Source organism: Actinomadura sp. 21ATH (assembly GCF_041951345.1).
Lineage (GTDB): Bacteria > Actinomycetota > Actinomycetes > Streptosporangiales > Streptosporangiaceae > Spirillospora.
The window spans coordinates 199,565-217,977 of record NZ_JBGNUR010000002.1 but is presented as its reverse complement, the minus strand read 5'-3'; the positions used below and the strand labels follow the sequence as shown (position 1 = coordinate 217,977).

The following is an 18,413-nucleotide window of genomic DNA, read 5'->3' as shown; positions in this document are numbered from 1 at the left end:
GGCTCAGGCCCCGAATCCGCCGTCGACGGCGATCGCCGCCCCGGTCACGTAGGCGCCGCCCGGCCCGGCCAGATGGGCGGCCATCGCGGCGATCTCCTCGGGCCGCCCGTACCGGCCCAGCGCGGCGAAGCCCCGCTCGTGCTCGGCCTCGGGGGAGTCGGCCGGGTTCATCTCGGTGTCGACCGATCCCGGCTGGATCACGTTCGCGGTGATCCCGCGCGGGCCGAGATCGCGCGCCAGCCCGCGGGTGAGGCCCAGCAGCGCCGACTTGCTCATCGCGTACAGCGTCCACCCCGGGTACGGCACCCGCTCGGCCAGCGAGCTGCCGATGCTGATGATCCGCCCGCCTGGGCCGAGGTGCCGGGCCGCCGCGGCCTGGGACGCCACGAAGACCGCCCGGACGTGCACGGCCAGGGTGTGGTCGACCTCCTCCGGCCGGACGTCCTCCAGCGGGCCGTACGGGGCGATCCCGGCGTTGTTGACCAGGACGTCCAGCCGGCCCAGCTCGCCGGCCGCCCGGTCCACGGCGGCCACCACGGCGTCCGGGTCGGCCGCGTCGGCCCGGATCGCCAGCCCGCGCCGGCCCGCCTTCCCGATCTCGCCCACGACCTCCTCGGCCCGGTTTGCTGCCCGCGCGTACGTGATCGCCACGTCGGCGCCCTCGCGGGCCAGCCGCACCGCGATCGCCGCCCCGATGCCGCGGCCGCCTCCGGTCACGAGCGCGGTCCTGCCGTCCAGCTCTCCCATGGCCTGTCCCCTCTAAGTGGAAAATTCTCCGCTTACGTTAAGCGGAAAGTTTTCCGCTTGGCAACCGGGAATCCGGAGAGCACTCCGCTACGCTGGGATCATGAGCGGGAACCGGGAGCTGCCCCTCGCCGGCGGGCAGGCCGGCCCGCCCGCCGAGCGCGCCGACGCGGCCGAGAACCGCCGCCGCATCCTCGCCGCCGCGGCCGGGCTGATCGCCTCGCGCGGGGTCGAGGCGCTCTCCATGGACGAGGTCGCCCGCACGGCCGGAGTCGGCGTCGGCACCGTCTACCGGCGGTTCGGCGACCGGGCGGCCCTGGTCTACGCGGTCCTGGACGACCGCGAGCGCGAATTCCAGGCCGCGTTCCTGAAGGGCCCGCCGCCGCTGGGGCCCGGCGACGCGCCCCACGCGCGCGTCCGCGCGTTCCTGCACGCGCTCGCGGACCGCACGGAAGCCCAGTCGGAACTGCTGGAGATGGCGGAGATGGACTCTCCCGACGCGCGCTTCCGGGAAGGCTCGTACGCCCTCTACCAGCGCCACCTGGCGGCACTCCTGGAACGCATCCGGCCCGGCGCCGACACCGCGTACCTCGCGGACGCCCTCCTGGCGCCGTTCGCCGCCAACCTCTTCCGCTACCAGCGGCGCACCATGTCCCTCGACCGGATCAAATCCGGCCTCGACCACCTGATCGACGGATTGATTCCGCCCAGGGCCTTATGACGGACGCCCCGACACGGTCAGACTGGGCAGCGTGAACGATTTCGATCTTCTCGTGCTCGGCTCCGGGCCCGGCGGCCAGCGGGCGGCCATCGCCGCCGCCAAGCTCGGCCGGAAGGTGGCCATCGTCGACCGCCGCTCCATGATGGGCGGCGTCTGCATCAACACCGGGACGATCCCGTCCAAGACCCTGCGCGAGGCCGTCCTCTACCTGACCGGCCTCAACCAGCGCGAACTGTACGGCCAGAGCTATCGCGTCAAAGACGACATCACGGTCGCCGACCTGGGGATGCGCACCCAGCACGTGATCGGCCGCGAGGTCGACGTGATCCGCAGCCAGCTCGCCCGCAACCGGGTGACCGTCCTGTCCGGAACCGGCCGCTTCCTGGAGCCCAACGCCATCGGCGTGGGCAACGGCCAGGACCGCGAGCAGAAGATCACCGCCGACAAGATCGTCATCGCCACCGGGACGCGCCCGGCGCGTCCCGACACCGTCGAGTTCGACGACCGCACGGTGATCGACTCCGACGGCATCATCAACATGGAGAGCATCCCCGAGACCATGGTCGTCGTCGGCGCCGGCGTGATCGGCATCGAGTACGCGTCCATGTTCGCCGCCCTCGGCACCAAGGTCACGGTGGTCGAGCGCCGCGAGCGCATGCTCGACTTCTGTGACCTGGAGATCGTCGAGGCCCTCAAGTACCACCTGCGCGACCTCGCCGTCACCTTCCGGTTCCGCGAGACGGTGGCCTCCGTCGAACGCATGGCGCACGGCGCGATCACCGTCCTGGAGAGCGGCAAGCGCATCCCCGCCGACACCGTCATGTACTCCGCGGGCCGCCAGGGCATGACCGACGACCTGGGCCTGGAGGCCGCCGGCCTGGCCGCCGACCGGCGCGGCCGGATCAAGGTCGACGAGCACTACCGCACCGAGGTCCCGCACGTCTACGCCGTCGGCGACGTGATCGGCTTCCCCTCGCTCGCGGCCACGTCCATGGAGCAGGGCCGGCTCGCCGCCCACCACGCCTGCGGCGAACCCGTCCACGAGCTGCACGAACTCCAGCCGATCGGGATCTACACCATCCCCGAGATCAGCTTCGTGGGCCGTACCGAGGACGAGCTGACCGAGGCCAAGATCCCGTTCGAGGTCGGGATCTCCCGCTACCGCGAGCTCGCCCGCGGCCAGATCATCGGGGACTCCTACGGGATGCTCAAACTCCTGGTCTCACCCGAGGACCGCCGCCTCCTGGGGGTGCACGTCTTCGGCACGGGGGCCACCGAACTGGTCCACATCGGGCAGACCGTCATGGGCTGCGGCGGAACGGTCGACTACCTGGTCAACGCCGTCTTCAACTACCCCACACTCGCCGAGTCCTACAAGGTCGCGGCGCTGGACGCGATGAACAAGATGCGCCACATCGCCCGCCTGACCGGCTAGCTCTGCCAGAGGAGGTTCTGCAGCTCGGTGTCGATGTCGATGTACTCGGCCTCCCGCCCGGCCGGCACCAGCTCGTGCGTCCGGTGCAGGAACTCGGCCAGCGCCGTGAGGGGGGCCTCGAAGAGCGCGTTGCCGAACGGCGAGGAAAGCGCGAGGTTCAAGGTGTCGTCATCGGTCCCCGATGGCCACACCTCCACATCCCCGTCCCCGACCTTGCGCACGATCCCGACGGTGAGCAGCTCCCGAGCGAAGATCCACTCGACCGGCTCGTCCTCACCGACGTAGAACGCCATGCGGATGGCGTACGGGTCGTCCGCGGTGTACTCCACCCGGGCGAGCAGGGGGACGGTCGTGCGGTCGGGGACGACGAGACGAAGGCCCAGCTCGGCCGAGACGGTGGTGCTGCTGTTCATGCTCGATCCTTCGGTCGTCGGTCCCGCTTGCGCGCGGGCGTTCCGAGGAGCTCTCCCTCCAACGGATGTCCCCGCGATCTATGACGCCTAACTGACGCCGGCCGGACGAACATTCCGTCACCCCCCGTGTATGTGACCCAACTCACTCTCGCAAAAAGGTGATCTGACCTGGGCAAAAACGGATCAACCAGGACGCCACGCCGCCCCTGCCCCCGGACACGGGCCCCTGTCCTATGTGACGATCGGACCGGCCCCGTTGGTTGCCGCCAGGCCCGAAACGGCCACCTCGTGGCCTACAGTAAAGCCGTGGCGATTAAGCATGAAAATGAGTCCTCGCCTCCTCGGGAGGCGAAGGACCCGGGGGTCTTCGTGAGGTTCCGCGAGTACATCCGCCGGAACGCCCTGCTCAACACCACCTGGCGCATCGGCGTCTTCACCGTGGGGGCGACGGTCCTGGTCGGCGGCCTGATCATGATGATCGCCCCCGGCCCCGGCATCCTGGGCATCATCGTCGGCCTGGCCATCCTGGCCACCGAGTTCGCCTGGGCCCAGCGCGCGCTCCACCGCGCCCGCGCCGCCGCCGAGAAGGCCAAGGAGAAGGCCCTCGACCCGCGCACCAAGCGGCGCAACACCATCCTCGCCATCATCGGCGGCCTCCTGGCCGGCGCCGCCGTGATCGCGTACCTGGTCGTCTACGACTTCACGCTCCCCTGGGACGTCAGGGACTACACCCCCTGGAACTGAACACGTTCAATGCACGAACGCCCCCCAGAATGCGCTAGAGTCTTCCACGTCGGAACGCCGCGAGGCGGACCGCCGGGGCGATTAGCTCAGTGGGAGAGCGCTTCGTTCACACCGAAGAGGTCACTGGTTCGAACCCAGTATCGCCCACCCAGCTCAGAGGCCGGTTCCAGATACGGAACCGGCCTTTTTGATCTTCTGAGTGACCAACTGGGTGACTACCCATCGGGGAAGATCCGGTCCATCGCGGTCGCGCCTTCCTGCATGACCGGCCGTAGCTGCATGCGACAGACCTGCTCAGTGACGATCGTCCCGGCATGGCCGACCAGGCGGGAGATGTCCTCCAGCGGCATCCCCGAGTCCGACAGCAGCGACACGAAGCTGTGCCGCATCTCCCGAGGAGTCCACTCGGCCCGTCGGGGCTCAACGCGCTGGTGCGGTTGTGGAAGCGGGCCGCGGCCGCCGGCGGGGAAGCTGGTGCTGGTGGCGCCGCCGGTCCGGCTGGCAGCGGCGCTGAGGCGCATCGGGGTGGACCGCTTCCTGTGTGTCTGCGCCGCCGTCCCCGGCAACGGCGGGGCCGGTGCTTCACCGAACGCGCGGTGAGAGGCCCGGTGCCGCCGGGCGGCCGGGTCCGGGCGTGCGTTAGGTGGGTGCGCTGCGGGGCGGGTCGGTGTCCTGCTGTTGTGGGGAGGTTGTGCGGGGCTCGGTCAGCATGGCGGTGAGGGCCTCGGCCACGGGGATGTGGGCGTCCAGTTGCAGCAGGTCGAACACCCGCATCGCGCGGGGCTGCAGGGCGGCCACCCGCAAGGCGCTGTGGTGGTGGGCGGCGTAGGTGTGGCACGTTGACCAGCACGCCGATGCCGGCGCTGTCGATGAAGGGCACCTCGGCCAGGTTCAGCACCAGCCGGTCGGCGGGACTGCGGTGGGCGTGCTCGGCGCCCAAAGCGTCAAGACCCGGTCCACCGAAGTGAAGACAAGTGGGAGTAGCGCGTCAGCTCTGGTCCGTGTCAGGACGCGGCTCGGACAGTTTCCCGATCATTCTCGCTTTGGTGGTCTCGGGCGCGATCTTGGCGATGCCGGCCTGAACCCTGTTCCGGATCGAGCCCGTGACCACGTGATCCTTGCCGGCCATGAGCGCATCGAAGCCCTGCCGAGCGACGTCGGCGGGGTCGTCCTTGCTCTTCATCTGGCCTAGCCGGGTGTTCTCCAAGCCGGCCCGTTCGAAGAACCCGGTGTCGGTGGGGCCGGGCAGCAGTGCGGTGACGGTCACGCCCGTTCCACGCAGCTCATGCCTCAGCGCTTCGGAGAAGGAGAACAGGAATGCCTTGGAGGCGGCATAGGTGGCTTGGTACGGGCCGGGGCCGGTGGCGGCGATTGAAGAGGTGAACAGGATCCGGCCCCGGCCACGCTCGATCATGGCGGGCAGTATCCGCTTGGCCAGGTGGACCGCCGAGCGCACGTTCAGGTCGATCAGCCGGAGTTCGTCTTCCAGGTCGGTGGAACGGTCGAAGTCGCCGGAAACGCCGACACCGGCGTTGATCGCCAGCGCGTCCACCGGGCGGCGGAGTGCCTGGACCGCCGCGTACAGCGCATCCACGCCTGGGGCGGTCGCCAAGTCGGCCTGTACCGGCTTGGCGGTGCCGACGGTCTCGCCGCTGATCGCGCGTGCGACGCGGTCAACGGCGGCGTCCTCGGCCGCCATGACCACGTCGAACCCCTTACGGGCGAACTCGGCCGCCAGTTCGCGGCCGATGCCGCTGGACGCACCGGTCACCACGGCCATGGGCCGTACCTCATCACCTGGGCCGAGGGCATCGGCCATTCGACCACTCACCTTCCCCCGCACGGGATGCCAGCCCGGCGATGACCGGAGCCACTGGTCTTGCACAGACCTCGTGCCCATCCTCCTGGCTACAAACGTGTGAGCTTCAGGAGCCATGGCATCTGGCGCAGTGGGCGGGGTGCTTCGTCGGCATTGGTGCTTCTGCGCATCGCTCGCCGTGTCCTACGACCAGCGGGGTGACGATGTCACCGAGCCGTTCGGCATCCTGCAGCGCCGCGTGCAGAACCTGCCGGAGCTGACGCCAGGATCGCCCGCCGGCCGGGTCTGCAGCCCGGCCGGCGGGCCCCGCAGGTCATGGAAGGCTCGGTCCTGGCCTGCGCCGTGGTGTCAGGTTCGGGTGCTGCGGGGCCGGGGAGGGGCGAGCAGCCCGAGGGCGATCATGCCGGCGCCCAGGCCGAGGTGGAGCCAGTTGTCGGCGGTGTTGAGCGGGACGAAGTTGGCGCTGCTGTGGTGGTCGACGAGCAGTCCGTACAGCCACAGCAGCAGGTAGACGATGCCGCCGCCGACGAGGAAGCCGCGGGCGCCGGCCACCGTGCGGGCGAGCAGGAGGCCGGCGATCCCGAAGAGTCCGTGGACGAGGTTGTGCAGGATCGACACCTGGAACAGGCCGAGAAGCTTGGCCTCCGACTCGTGCCCGGCGAACTGCAGGGTGTCGTAGCCGGTGGTGATGCCCGGGATGAACCCCAGGACGGCGACCAGCAGGAACACGGCGCCGACCACCAGAGCGGTCAGCTGGACCGGGGTACGGGCGGTCCCGGCCGTACGGCCGAGGCCGGTGCGTGATCGTGCGGACATGGCTGCTCCCGCGTTGCCGTGGCCGCCGCCACGGTGGCGGCGGCGAGGTGCTCCCGCTGTACCCGTGTCGGTGAGGACTACACGAGCTTGGAGCACTGCATGCCTGATCCTGAATCCGGCTGATGGTCCGTCTTGCTGGACCGGACGGGCTGAGACGGTCGATTCCGATCGAGGTCTCCACGTGACGGCCGCACCGCCCTGGGGTAAGACCCCAACGGCAGTTGCATGTCCCCAGCATGCTGGTCCCGTCCGCGTGCCGGCCGGTTGGCTGAGGATCACTCCGGGCACGCCACGCCGAACCATCGCGATCTGGCGAAGGCGTCAGCCCGGTGCCGTTGCCGTGTCGGTCCGGGCGCCTGCTCCCGGCTTTGGTGTCTGCACAGTTTTCGGATGGGGTGCGGGGGTAGGGCCACCGCGGCCTGGGCGTTGAGGTGTCGTATCGCTGGTGAACGCGCAGGCGGGACAGGTCGGGTACAGGTCCGGTGCATGGGCGCCTGTGAGTGGGGGGTGGGATGACGCTGTCGGAGTACGGGCGGACGGTGCTGAGGCGGCTTGAGGCCGATCTCGATCGGCAGGATCCGCGGCTGGCGTGGCAGCTGGCCGGGTTCACTTCCCTGCGACCTGAGACGGAGGTTGCGTGACGGCCATCTCGGTCGGCGGTGGTCGTGCCGTGGTGATGGTGGCGGGGATGGTGTTCATGCTGGAGCCCGTTCGGTTGCGTCCAGCGTTCCCCGCTCGCCTTCACCTGCCACCTGCCGATGCAGCGCGCGTCCCTACGGCCGATCAGGTGACTCGAGGAGCGTTCCCGTGACCGATGTGCAGCGTCCGGCCACCGAGCCGGCGCCGTCGTTGACCGCGCCGGTGCGCGGTTCCCGCGGGCGGGTGGTGGTGGAGTGGCTGGCCACCACCGACCACAAGAAGGTCGGCTACCTGTACCTGATCGCCTCGTTCGGGTTCTTCTCGCTGGCCGGGCTGCTGGCGATGGTGGTCCGCGGCGAGCTGGCGCATCCGGGCCTGCAGGTGGTGAGCAACGAGCAGTACAACCAGGCGTTCACCATGCACGGCACCATCATGATGTTCTTCTTCGCCACGCCGCTGTTCGCGGGCTTCGCCAACGTCATCATGCCGTTGCAGATCGGCGCCCCCGACGTGGCCTTCCCGCGGCTGAACGCTCTGAGCTTCTGGCTGTTCCTGTTCGGTGCGCTGATCACCATCTCGGGCTTCTTGACCAGCGAGGGCGCCGCGAGTTTCGGCTGGACCGGCTACCCGCCGCTGTCGGATGAGGTCCGCTCACCCGAGCAGGGCGGCGACCTGTGGGTGATGGGGCTGATCATGTCCGGGTTCGGCACGATCCTGGGCGCGGTCAACTTCATCACGACCATCATCGCGATGCGCGCGCCCGGCATGACGATGTTCCGGCTGCCGATCTTCACCTGGAACGTGCTGTTCACCTCCGTCCTGGTGCTGCTGGCTTTCCCCGTCCTGGCCGCCGCGCTGGCCGCGCTGGCCGCCGACCGCACGCTCGACACCCACGTCTACGACCCCGCCCACGGCGGGGCGCTGCTGTGGCAGCACCTGTTCTGGTTCTTCGGCCACCCCGAGGTCTACATCGTCGCGCTGCCCTTCTTCGGCATCATCACCGAGGTCATCCCGGTCTTCTCCCGCAAGCCCCTGTTCGGCTATTTCGGCATGGTGGCGGCCAGCATCCTGATCACCGGCCTGTCGATGACGGTGTGGGCGCACCACATGTTCGCCACCGGCCGGGTGCTGCTGCCCTTCTTCTCCTTCCTGTCCTTCCTCATCGCCGTCCCGACCGGCATCAAGTTCTTCAACTGGGTCGGCACCATGTGGCGCGGCCAGATCATGCTGAAATCGCCGATGCTGTGGGCGATCGGGTTCCTGGTGACCTTCCTGTTCGGCGGCCTGACCGGCGTGATCCTGGCCTCGCCCCCGCTGGACTTCCACGTCCACGACTCCTACTTCGTCGTCGCCCACTTCCACTACGTGCTGTTCGGGACCGTGGTGTTCGCCATGTTCGCCGGCTTCTCGTTCTGGTGGCCCAAGATGACCGGCAGGATGCTCGACGAGCGCCTGTCGAAAATCCATTTCTGGATGCTGTTCATCGGCTTCCACACCACCTTCCTCGTCCAGCACCTTCTCGGCGCCGAAGGAATGCCGCGCCGCTACGCCGACTATCCCGACGAGTTCGCCGCCCTCAACCTGGTCTCCTCGGCCGGGGCCGCCCTGCTGGGGCTGTCGACGTTCCCGTTCCTGTTCAACGTCTGGCGCACCGCCCGAGAGGGCCAGGATGTCGACGCCGACGACCCGTGGGGCTCGGGCAACTCCCTGGAATGGGCCACCTCCTGCCCGCCCCCGCGCCACAACTTCGGCGCCATCCCCCGGATCCGGTCGGAACGGCCCGCCTTCGACCTCCACCACCCCTACGCCGAGCAGGTCAAGGTTCCAGCCGGCGACCGGGGGAAGGGCGACGCCGGCGGCTGACATCGCCGTCAGGCGACGGTAACCGCAGCGGCGAATCCCGTACGGGATTCGCCGCTGGTCAGAGCAGGAGTGCCGGCAGAGACTAGAACCCCCGGAATTAAGACGGGGTCAGGTGGTGTACGGCCGCTTGCTGCGGGCGTCCCGGAGGGCGTGGCCCCACCAGGCGAGCCGGTCCAGGAAGGTCTTGGCGGCCTTTTCCGCGCCGCTGGTGTCGACCGGCCGTCCGGTGTCGTCGAACCGGTCCCAGTAGTCGGCGAAGCTGAGGGCTTCGCGGATGGTGGTCGCATGGACCTCGCAGAACACCTGGCGGAGCTGTTCGACGGCGTGCAGGCCGCCGCCCATGCCGCCGTAGGAGACGAAGCCGACGGGCTTGGCGCTCCACTCGTCGAAGAACCAGTCGATGGCGTTCTTCAGCGCGGCCGGGTAGCCGTGGTTGTAGACGGGGGTGACGATCACGAAGGCGTCGGCGGAGGCCAGCCGGGGCGCCAGGGCCCGGACGGGTGCGGGCGGCGGGACGTCGGTGTCGTCGCCGTTGAGCACGTCGGGCAGCCGTTCGCCGGCCAGGTCGATGACGTCCACCTCGTAGCCGCCGTGTTCGCGGGCTCGGCCGGCGATCCAGCCGGCGGGAACGGGGCAGAAGCGGTCCTTGCGGGTGCTGCCGATGATGACGGCCAGGCGCAGGCGGCTCGGTTCAGACATGGTGGTCCTCCTTGCGGATCGTGCGGATCGTGCGGATGGCGAACGCCGCCAGGGCGAAGGCGATGGCGGCGCTGAGGTAGGCCACGGTGGTCAGGCCGGAGACGAACGCGGCGCGGGCGGCCTCCAGCAGGTCGGCGGGCGGTCCGCCGGCGATCGCGGCGGCGAGGCTGTCCCGGGCGGCGGCCGGGCCGCCGGCCATGCGGGTGCGGTAGACGAGCGCGGCCAGCGACCCCAGCACCGCGACGCCCAGTGCGGCGCCGGCCTGCAGGGAGGTCTCGGACATGGCGGCGGCCGATGCGCTGCGTTCCTTCGGCGCGATATCGATGACCAGGTTGTTGACGAGTACCAGCAGGGGGCTCATGCCGGCGTTGACGACGGCGGCCGCGGCGATGGCCGCGATCGTCGGGTGGCCGGCCGACACCTGGGCCAGGAGGGTGAATCCGGCTCCGGCGACCGCGAGCGTGCCCACGGTGGTGGCGCGGTCGCCGAACCGTGCGGCGGCCCGCGGGGTCGCCAGCATCGCCAGGACCGAGACCAGGGCGCCGGGGACCAGCCACGCCCCGGCCTGGGCGGGCGTCAAGCCCTTGACGAGCTGGAGGTACTGGGCGAGCAGCAGGGAGAAGGCGCCCATCGTCATGGACGCGGCCAGCAGCGTCCCCAGGACCGGGGCGAACGCGGGCAGCCGCAGCAGCCGGAGGTCGAGCAGCGGGGCGGCCAGCCGGGACTGGCGGCGGACGAAGAGGTACGCCGAGACGAGTCCGGCGAGCAGGGCGGTCAGCGTCGCGGCGTCCGGGCCGTGCCGCGCCGTCTCCTTGATCGCGTACACCAGCGGCAGCGTCGCCGCCAGGGACAGTGCCACGCTGAGCGGGTCGAGGCGCCCGGGCACCGGGTCGCGGTACTCGGGGAGCAGCGGGCCGGCCGCCAGGACCAGGAGCATGACCGGAACGGCCATCAGGAACACCGCGCCCCACCAGTAGCGGTCCAGCAGCAGGCCGCCGGTCGCCGGGCCGAGCGCCATGCCGCCCATCGTTCCGGCGGTCCAGAACGCGATGGCGAGCCGGCGCTGCCGGTCGTCGGCGAACATGTGCCGGATCAGCGACAGCGTCGCGGGCATGATCGTCGCTCCGGCGATGCCGAGCAGGGCGCGCAGCACGATGAGCATGCCCGGGCCGGTCGACCAGGCCGCCAGGGCCGACAGCAGGGCGAACGCCGCGGCGCTGGCCAGCAGGAGCCGGCGGCGGCCGATCCGGTCGCCGAGGGTGCCCATGGTGACCAGGAATCCGGCGATCATGAAGCCGTAGGCGTCCATGATCCACAACTGCTGGGCGGCGTCGGCGCCCAGCTCCGCCCCCAGTACGGGCAGGGCGAGGAACAGCACGGTGACGTCCATAGACAGCAGCAGCGTCGGCAGGACCAGGGCGGCCAGACCCGCCCACTCGCGCGTGCCCGCACGCGGGCCGGTGCGCTCGGCGGCGCGTGGGATCGCATGCATGCCGGCGCCTCCTTCCGTTCGGTCTCGGTCGGGCTCGTGGCCGTACCGTCGCGAACTCGGGTTCCGGAAAGGCTCCGGTCGGGTGCCGGCTGCGTACTGTGATCACCATGAGGTTCGGAACCCTGGGCGCGCCGGAGGTGTGGGACGCCGCCGGTGCGCCGGTGCGGATTCCGGAGGCCCGGGTGCGGGCGCTGCTGGTCGCGCTGCTGCTGCGGGAGGGCCGTCCCGTTCCGCCGGACCGGCTGGTGGACGAGCTGTGGGGCGACCGGGCGCCGGCCGATCCGCGCCGGGTACTGCGCTCGAAGATCTCCCTGCTGCGCGGCGTGCTGGACCGGGCCGAGCCGGGTGGACGCGACCGGCTCACCCACGGTCCGGGCGGTTACCGGCTGGCGGTCGAGGACGGGGAGGTGGACGCGCACCGGTTCCGAGCGCTGCTGGAACGGGCGCGGCGGACCCGGGACGCGGCCGGGCGGGCGGCGCTGTGCACCCGGGCGCTGGAGCTGTGGCGCGGTCCCGCGTTCGCCGGGTTCGCCGACGGATTCGCCGGCCCGGCGGCGGCGCGGCTGGAGGAGGAGCGGCTGACCGTCCTGGAACTGCGCGCCGAGGCGCGGCTGGAGCTCGGCGAGCACCGGTCGCTGGCCGAGGAGCTGGGCGAGCTGGTGCACCGGCACCCGCTGCGGGAACGGCTGCAGGCCGCCTGGCTTCGCGCGCTGTACGGGGCGGGGCGGCAGGCCGAGGCGCTCCGTTCGTACGAGGCGTCGCGGCGGCGGCTGGCCGAGGAGCTGGGCACCGATCCGGGTCCGGAGCTGTCGGCCGCCTACCAGGAGATCCTGCGGCAGCCGGTGCCGGCGGCGCGGACGGTCACCAACCTGCCCGCCCTCGTGGACGTTCTGGTGGGCCGCGAGGAGGAGGTGGCGGCGGTCCGGAACCTGCTCGCCGCGGACGGGCCGGAACGGCTGGTCACCCTCACTGGGCCGGGCGGCGTCGGCAAGACCCGGCTCGCCATCGAAGCGGCCGGCAGGGAGGCTGCGGACGCGACGGCGCAGGCGTTCCCGGACGGCGTGTGGCTGGTGGAGCTGGCACCGCTCCCGCCGTCGGCGGGCGGGACGCCCCGGGTGGTCGAGACGGTGGCCGACGTGCTCGGCGTCCGGGACGCCGATGCCGGCGGGGACGCCCTGGCCGGCAGGGTCGCCGAGGCGCTGCGCGAGAGCCGCTGCCTGCTGGTGCTGGACAACTGCGAGCACGTCCTGGCCGAGGTGGGCGGCCTGGCCGCCCGGCTGCTGCGCGCCGCGCCCGCGTTGCGGCTGCTGGTGACGAGCCGGGAGCCGCTGGGCATCGCGGGCGAGCGGGTGGTGGAGGTGCCGCCGCTGGCCGTCCCGCCCGCCGGCGCCGAGGCGGGCGCGGCGTCGTTCGGCGCGGTCGAGCTGTTCGCGGCACGGGCGGCGGCGTCGGCGCCGGGGTTCGTCCTGGACGAGCGCACCGCTCCGTTCGCGGCGGCGATCTGCCGGCGGCTGGACGGTCTGCCGCTGGCGCTGGAACTGGCCGCGCGGCGGGTACGGGCGCTGGGTGTGGAGGGGCTGGCCGCCCGGCTCGACGACCGGTTCCGGCTGCTGGGCGGCGGCGGGGCCGGGCGCCCAGACCGGCACCGGACGCTGCGGGCGGCCATCGACTGGAGCTGGGACCTGCTCACCGAACGCGAGCAGGAGGTGCTGCGCCGCCTGGTGGTGCACGCCGACGGGTGCACGCTGGAGGCGGCCGAGGCGACCGGCGGGGACGTCCTCGATCCGCTGGCCCGGCTCGTGGACCGGTCACTGGTCGGCACCGTGGACGGCCCGTCCGGGACGCGCTACCGGCTGCTGGAGTGCATCGCCGCCTACGCCCGCGAACGGCTGGAGGAGGCCGGCGAGACCGAGACCGCCCGCGAACGCCACATGCGCTACTACGCGGACCTGGCCGAACGAGCCGACGCCGGGCTGCGCGGCTCCGGCCAGCGCGACTGGCTGGGACGGCTGGGCCACGAGCACGCCAACTTCCACGCCGCGTTCGACACCGCCGTTGACCACCGGGATGCGGACACCGCGCTGCGGCTGGCGGTGTTCCTGTTCTGGTACCGGTGGTTGCGCGGCCGGCACCGTGAGGCGCACCGGATGCTGGTCCGCGCGCTGGACCTGGCGGGCGGTTCGCGGCGGCTGCGCGCCAGGGCCGGCGCCTTCCGCGCGTACCTGGAGATGGTCGCCCGCGAGTCCGCCGAACCCCTCACCCGGGTGAAGCAGGTCCTGGCCGCCTTCGACGGTGCCGGAGACGAGGAGGGACGGACGTTCGCCCAGTGGCTGTTCGGCCCCGCCCTGGTCGAGTGCGGTGAGCTCGACGCCGCCGAGACGCAGCTCGGCCTCGCCCTGTCGGCGTTCCGCGCCCGCGGTGACCGATGGGGGATCGCGGCCGCTCTGGGGAACCGCGCCTACCTGGCCTACATCCGCGGCGGGCTCCCGCGCTTCGAGACCGACGGGGAGGAGGCGCTGCGGACGTTCACCGAGCTCGGTGACGACTGGGGACGGCTGGAGGCGATGGCGGTGCTGTGGCGGCACGCCGACACCCTCGGTGACCATGCCCAGGCCGCACTGATCGCCTCCGACGCGCTGGAACTGGCCGAACGGCTGGGCATCTGGCTGAACATCTCCTTCTGGACGTGCTGCCTGGGCCGGGCCGCGCTGGTGCGCGGCGACCTGGCCGAGGCCGCGCGGCGTTACCGGCGCGCCCTGAAGATCTCCACCGCGCACGGAGAGGCGTACGGTGCGCGGCTGGCCGAACTGGGGCTGGGCATGGCGCTGCGTCGCGCGGGAAGCACGGAGCAGGCCGTGCGGCACCTGCGCACCTGGCTCGGTGCCGACCCGGGCGACCACCGCTCGGTGGACGTGGTGCTGGCGTTCGCCGAGCTGGGCTTCCTGGCCGAGCAGCGCGGCGGCATCGGCCAGGCGCTGCGCGAGCACCGGCGGGCCTTGGCGGCCGCCCGCGCCACCGGCGCGCCCGGACCGCTGGCGCTGGCGCTGGCCGGCCTGGCCGGCGCGTACGGCGAGAACGATCCGCGCCGCGCGGCACGGCTGCTGGGCGCGGCCGATGGGCTGCTCGCCTCTGCCGGCGCCGCCCTCCCGCTGCATCGCGCCGACATCGAACGCGCCCGGGCCAGGGCCCGCGCCGGCGCGGGTGAGGAGTCGTTCGGCGCCGCCTACGACCGGGGACGAGCGCTCTCTCCAGAAGAAGTGATCGCGGAAGAGGCTCGGTAGGGCGGTTCTCCCACGGCGGTCGTCAGAGCCGTTCGCGCAGGAATCGAGCGATCTCCTGCCGGGTCAGCTGGCTGGCGAAGCCGCCCCAGTTCAGGTCGAACATGTGGTCGGCGTAGCCGATCCCGACCAGCCGGTGCGGCACGCCGGCCCGTGCCAGCCGCGCGGCGAACCGCCGGTTGTCCTGCACCGGTACGAACAGGTCGCGCCCTCCCTGGATCAGCAGGGTGGGCGGCAGGCCAGGGCGTACGTGGGAGATGGGCGAGGCCGCCCGGTACTCGCCGGGACGCTCCTGGGACGTGCCGCCCATCATGGTGCGGGTCGCCTCGGCCAGTTCGTCCCCGATCGGTGAGTGCCGCTGCCGCCAGGGAACCTCGGGCGCGGTCATGTCGGTGATGGAGTACCACGCGGCGACCGCCCTGACGGGCACGGTGCCCGCCGGGCAGCTGGGGGCGATGGGACCGGGGCCGGTGTAGGCCGCGAGCAGGGTGGCCAGCCCTCCGGCGGACTGGCCCATGACCGCGATCCGATCCGGGTCGGCGCCGTACTCGGTGGCGTGCGCGGCGATCCAGCCGAGCGCGCACTTGAGGTCGGCGGCCGGCACGCGCCATCCACCGGGAGGGGCGATCCGGTAGTCGACGTCGAACACCACGTACCCGAGGTCGGCGAGCCAGGCGTCCCAGCGCGGGAGAAGGCTCTGCGGCAGGTCCTCGGCGCCGCCGTGCACGTTGACCACCACCGGCAGGGGCCGCCGGTCGTGGCGACGGGCGGGCTGCCAGACGTCCAGTTCCAGGTCGGTCCCGCCGAGCCGGGCGTACCGGACGGTGGTGGGCTCGCGGTCGGCCCCGGTCGCCAGGCCCGCGAAGTAGCCGCGGAGCGACAGCTCCGTTCCGGATGCGCGCGCGTCCTTCCAAGCGCTCGAAGCGGGCAGCAGCGCACCCGCCAGTACGGCCGCGTTGGCCAGCGCGGCGGCCGTCGCCACCGCCCGGGAACGGCACCGGCGGCGCCGTGCCAGTAGGGAGAGCAGCAGCCCCGTACCGGCCAGAACGGCGACCAGCAGCCCGAACTCCGCCGCGAGGAGAGCGTACTGCCATACCGACCATGACGGCGGCGGGAGCAGGGACGACGCCGACAGCACGGCGCCCGTCACCGCGGCGCTCGCCGCGCCGGCCAGGAGGGACAGGCGGCCGGCGGCCCGTACCGGCCCGGGGAGGGAGGGAGCCACCACGACCTCCGAATACGATCGTATCGATACGAGTGTATTCTAACGTTGTGCGGCAGAATGAACAGGTGCCGAGGTCGGTGAACAAGGAAGCGCGGCGCCGCGACATCGCGGACGCGCTGTTCCGCATCGCCGCGCGCGAGGGCCTGGACGGCGTCAGCATGCGCACCGTCGCCGCGGAGGCCGGGCTGTCGCTGGGCGCGGTGCAGCGCCACTTCCAGACCAAGGACCAGATGCTGCGCTTCGCCTTCGACCAGGCCGTGCACGCCGCCCGGGACCGCTTGGCCGAGATCCGGCCGCAGTCCGGCGGCCAGACGTTTCCCGAGGCTTTGCGGCAGGCGCTGCTGGCCTTCCTGCCGGCCGACGACCGCCGCCTGGCCGAGGCCCGCGTCTGGGCGGCCTTCTACGCCGAGGCCGCCGTACAGCCCTCCTTCGCCGCCTCGCTCGCCGCACTCGACGACGAGGCGCGGGCCAACCTGCGCGCGGCCATCGACCGGGGGATGCGGGACGGCGAGGTCATCGCCGGCCGTTCTCCCGAGGCCCTGGCGGAACTGATCCTGGTCGTCCTGGACGGCCTGTGGTGGAGCGCCGTCCGCCGGCCCGCCGGTTCCTCCCTCGCCCCCCTGGAGGACGTCGTCGACACCGCTGTGGCGATGCTGACTCCGGCGCTCCCGCACGAGCACCGGCGATCCTCCCGTGAGCGTGCGGCCCCGAACCGGAAGGCGGCGCCCGACGATGAGCGACTCGACTCCCACCCGCCCGGCGCCCGGCGCTGAGCCGGTGGCGCCCCGGGCCGTGCCGCCGCCGTTCGCGCCACTGGACGCAGTTCCGGGGAGAAGCGGGTCCGGTCATCAGTCCACGCGGTGCAGGTTGCCGAGGATCTCCCCGTCTCGAACCCACATCACGTTGTCGCTCATCAGCATCGCCGTCAGCGGCAGGCCGGTGCTGGTGCAACTGCCCGAGGGCTTGCTCCGGTTGATGTGAACGTCGAGGGTGAGCCTCGCGGATTCGGCCCGTACCAGCACTCCCGCGCCATGGCACTCGTAGCCCCGGCCGTTGAACCGCACGGTGGCGACGTCGTCTCCGCGCCGCCCCTGCCGGATGACCATGCGGATTCCCCTGCCGCCGTCGGCGGACCCCTGCCAGGTGCCGATGAAGCCCGGACGGAGGTCGCCGGCCGCCGGGGAGCCCGCGGACGCGGGGCCGTCTCCGTCACGATCAGCGGTTCGGGGGCTTCCCTGCGTCCTCGTGCCCGCCTCGGACGGAACCGCGGGCCCGGAGCCCCTCGGTGCGGCACCGTCTCCGCTCCGCGACACGGCGGCGGCCACGATGATCACAGCCGCCACGACCGCCGCGGCCGCCACCGACAGCGCCGCCGCGACGGCCGGAAGGCGCCGGCTCGGGCGTCCTTCAGGGCCGGTGGGCCGCGTCGGCCGGTACTCGGTGCGCCGCGTCCGCGCGGGCGCGCCCGGAGGCGTTCCGGAGGGGAGCGCGAAGGGCGGCGGGCCGGGCGGGGGCGCGACGGCACCCGCCGGCGGGGTGAGCGGCGGCGTGGCGGCCGGCGTGGCCGGCATCTTCTCGGTGGCTCCGCTGCCGGACGTGCTGGGAAACTCTGGACTCTCCAGATCGAGCAGCGCGACCGCGTGCCGGCCGAGCCGGTCCACCACCTCCGCCGGAAGCCACGAGCCGCCGCCGTCATGGCCCGCCCGTTCGACGATCTCCTCTGGGGACGGACGCCGCCGCGGCTCCTTGGCCAGGCACGCCTGGACCAGCTCCAGCAGCGGGCCTTCCAGGCCCGCCAGATCGGGCTCGGCCGAGGTGATCCGCATCATCAGCGCGTGCACGCCGCCCTCGTCGGTGGCGAACGGCAGCCGTCCCGTCGCCGCGAACGCCAGCACCGAGCCCAGCGAGAACACGTCCCCGGCCGGTGTCACCCGCTCGCCCCGCACCTGCTCGGGCGACATGTAGGCGGGCGTGCCGATGACCGCCCCGGTACGGGTGGCGATGGTGGAGTCGACGGCCCGGGCGATACCGAAGTCGATCACGCGCGGCCCGTCCAGGGCCAGCAGCACGTTGGCGGGTTTGAGATCTCGGTGCACCAGCCCGCGGTCGTGCACCGCGCGCAGCGCGTGGCCCAGCCCGGCGGCCAGCCGCCGCAGCGACCGCTCCGGCAGCGGACCGTACCCGCCGTCCACCACCTCGTGCAGGGAGGGACCGGCGACGTACACCGTGGCCAGCCACGGGACCGCGGCGTCGGGATCGGCGTCCAGGACGCGGGCGGTGAACTCCCCGCCCACCTCGCGCGCCGCGTCCACCTCCTGCCGGAACCGGCGGCGGAACTCGGCATCGCGGGCCAGCTCCGGATGCACCAGCTTGACCGCCACGGCCCGGCCGCTCGCCGAACGCCCCAGGAACACCGATCCCATACCGCCCGCGCCCAGCCTGGCCAGCAACCGGTACGGGCCGATGTCGCGCGGATCCTCAGGGCGCAGAGCCTGCGTACTCACGTCCAGATCTCCTCGAACACA

The 18,413-nt window shown here is 72.2% G+C and carries 17 protein-coding genes and 1 tRNA gene; 8 read left to right on the top strand and 10 right to left on the bottom strand.

Annotated elements, in window-relative coordinates; translation table 11 throughout:
- Positions 1-3 precede the first annotated feature (3 nt).
- The gene (locus ACA361_RS07630) at positions 4-747 is read right to left on the bottom strand and encodes an SDR family oxidoreductase (RefSeq protein WP_375011103.1); all 744 of its coding nucleotides are present in this window, start codon (positions 745-747) and stop codon (positions 4-6) included.
- A 100-nt stretch (positions 748-847) separates the two neighbouring features.
- Here ACA361_RS07630 and ACA361_RS07625 point away from each other — a divergent pair, with 100 nt between their 5' ends.
- On the top strand, positions 848-1,465 hold the full coding sequence (locus ACA361_RS07625) for a TetR/AcrR family transcriptional regulator (RefSeq protein WP_375011102.1): 618 nt from the start codon (positions 848-850) through the stop codon (positions 1,463-1,465).
- A 31-nt stretch (positions 1,466-1,496) separates the two neighbouring features.
- Entirely contained in the window at positions 1,497-2,900 is a 1,404-nt protein-coding gene (gene sthA / locus ACA361_RS07620) for a Si-specific NAD(P)(+) transhydrogenase (RefSeq protein WP_375011101.1), read from the top strand.
- Here the strand turns inward: sthA and ACA361_RS07615 are convergent.
- Entirely contained in the window at positions 2,897-3,313 is a 417-nt protein-coding gene (locus tag ACA361_RS07615; RefSeq protein WP_375011100.1) for an SsgA family sporulation/cell division regulator, read from the bottom strand. The genes sthA and ACA361_RS07615 overlap by 4 nt on opposite strands.
- A 369-nt stretch (positions 3,314-3,682) precedes the next feature.
- Here ACA361_RS07615 and ACA361_RS07610 point away from each other — a divergent pair, with 369 nt between their 5' ends.
- Entirely contained in the window at positions 3,683-4,057 is a 375-nt protein-coding gene (locus ACA361_RS07610; RefSeq protein ID WP_375011099.1) for a PGPGW domain-containing protein, read from the top strand.
- A gap of 75 nt (positions 4,058-4,132) precedes the next feature.
- A tRNA-Val gene (locus ACA361_RS07605) sits at positions 4,133-4,204 on the top strand.
- A 68-nt stretch (positions 4,205-4,272) separates the two neighbouring features.
- On the opposite strand, the gene ACA361_RS07600 is transcribed toward ACA361_RS07605, so the two are convergent.
- The 4 genes from ACA361_RS07600 to ACA361_RS07585 form a co-directional block, all read right to left on the bottom strand.
- The gene (locus ACA361_RS07600) at positions 4,273-4,446 is read right to left on the bottom strand and encodes a hypothetical protein (protein ID WP_375011098.1); all 174 of its coding nucleotides are present in this window, start codon (positions 4,444-4,446) and stop codon (positions 4,273-4,275) included.
- Positions 4,447-4,696: 250 nt separating this feature from the next.
- Positions 4,697-4,855 (bottom strand): hypothetical protein, encoded by a 159-nt coding sequence (locus ACA361_RS07595; protein ID WP_375011097.1) that lies wholly within the window; start codon positions 4,853-4,855, stop codon positions 4,697-4,699.
- A gap of 190 nt (positions 4,856-5,045) precedes the next feature.
- Positions 5,046-5,837: an SDR family NAD(P)-dependent oxidoreductase gene (locus tag ACA361_RS07590; protein WP_375011096.1), complete on the bottom strand. Its 792-nt coding sequence runs from the start codon at positions 5,835-5,837 to the stop codon at positions 5,046-5,048.
- A 387-nt stretch (positions 5,838-6,224) separates the two neighbouring features.
- A complete protein-coding gene (locus ACA361_RS07585) occupies positions 6,225-6,692 on the bottom strand; it encodes a DUF4383 domain-containing protein (protein WP_375011095.1) in 468 nt (155 codons plus the stop codon).
- A 512-nt stretch (positions 6,693-7,204) separates the two neighbouring features.
- Between ACA361_RS07585 and ACA361_RS07580 the strand changes: the two genes are divergently transcribed.
- Positions 7,205-7,333 (top strand): DUF3040 domain-containing protein, encoded by a 129-nt coding sequence (locus tag ACA361_RS07580; RefSeq protein ID WP_375011094.1) that lies wholly within the window; start codon positions 7,205-7,207, stop codon positions 7,331-7,333.
- Positions 7,334-7,499: 166 nt separating this feature from the next.
- The gene (ctaD, locus tag ACA361_RS07575) at positions 7,500-9,194 is read left to right on the top strand and encodes a cytochrome c oxidase subunit I (RefSeq protein ID WP_375011093.1); all 1,695 of its coding nucleotides are present in this window, start codon (positions 7,500-7,502) and stop codon (positions 9,192-9,194) included.
- Between the two features lie 108 nt (positions 9,195-9,302).
- Here the strand turns inward: ctaD and ACA361_RS07570 are convergent, their stop codons facing one another.
- A complete protein-coding gene (locus ACA361_RS07570) occupies positions 9,303-9,893 on the bottom strand; it encodes an NADPH-dependent FMN reductase (RefSeq protein ID WP_375011092.1) in 591 nt (196 codons plus the stop codon).
- A complete protein-coding gene (locus ACA361_RS07565; RefSeq protein WP_375011091.1) occupies positions 9,886-11,385 on the bottom strand; it encodes an MFS transporter in 1,500 nt (499 codons plus the stop codon). The genes ACA361_RS07570 and ACA361_RS07565 overlap by 8 nt, the downstream gene beginning before the upstream one ends.
- Before the next feature lie 107 nt (positions 11,386-11,492).
- Here ACA361_RS07565 and ACA361_RS07560 point away from each other — a divergent pair, with 107 nt between their 5' ends.
- Entirely contained in the window at positions 11,493-14,666 is a 3,174-nt protein-coding gene (locus ACA361_RS07560; protein WP_375011090.1) for a BTAD domain-containing putative transcriptional regulator, read from the top strand.
- Between the two features lie 22 nt (positions 14,667-14,688).
- Here the strand turns inward: ACA361_RS07560 and ACA361_RS07555 are convergent, their stop codons facing one another.
- On the bottom strand, positions 14,689-15,888 hold the full coding sequence (locus ACA361_RS07555) for an alpha/beta hydrolase fold domain-containing protein (protein WP_375011089.1): 1,200 nt from the start codon (positions 15,886-15,888) through the stop codon (positions 14,689-14,691).
- Positions 15,889-15,953: 65 nt separating this feature from the next.
- Between ACA361_RS07555 and ACA361_RS07550 the strand changes: the two genes are divergently transcribed.
- Positions 15,954-16,661 (top strand): TetR/AcrR family transcriptional regulator, encoded by a 708-nt coding sequence (locus ACA361_RS07550; protein ID WP_375011088.1) that lies wholly within the window; start codon positions 15,954-15,956, stop codon positions 16,659-16,661.
- Positions 16,662-16,736: 75 nt separating this feature from the next.
- On the opposite strand, the gene ACA361_RS07545 is transcribed toward ACA361_RS07550, so the two are convergent.
- Positions 16,737-18,392 (bottom strand): serine/threonine-protein kinase, encoded by a 1,656-nt coding sequence (locus tag ACA361_RS07545; RefSeq protein ID WP_375011087.1) that lies wholly within the window; start codon positions 18,390-18,392, stop codon positions 16,737-16,739.
- Between the last annotated feature and the right edge of the window lie 21 nt (positions 18,393-18,413).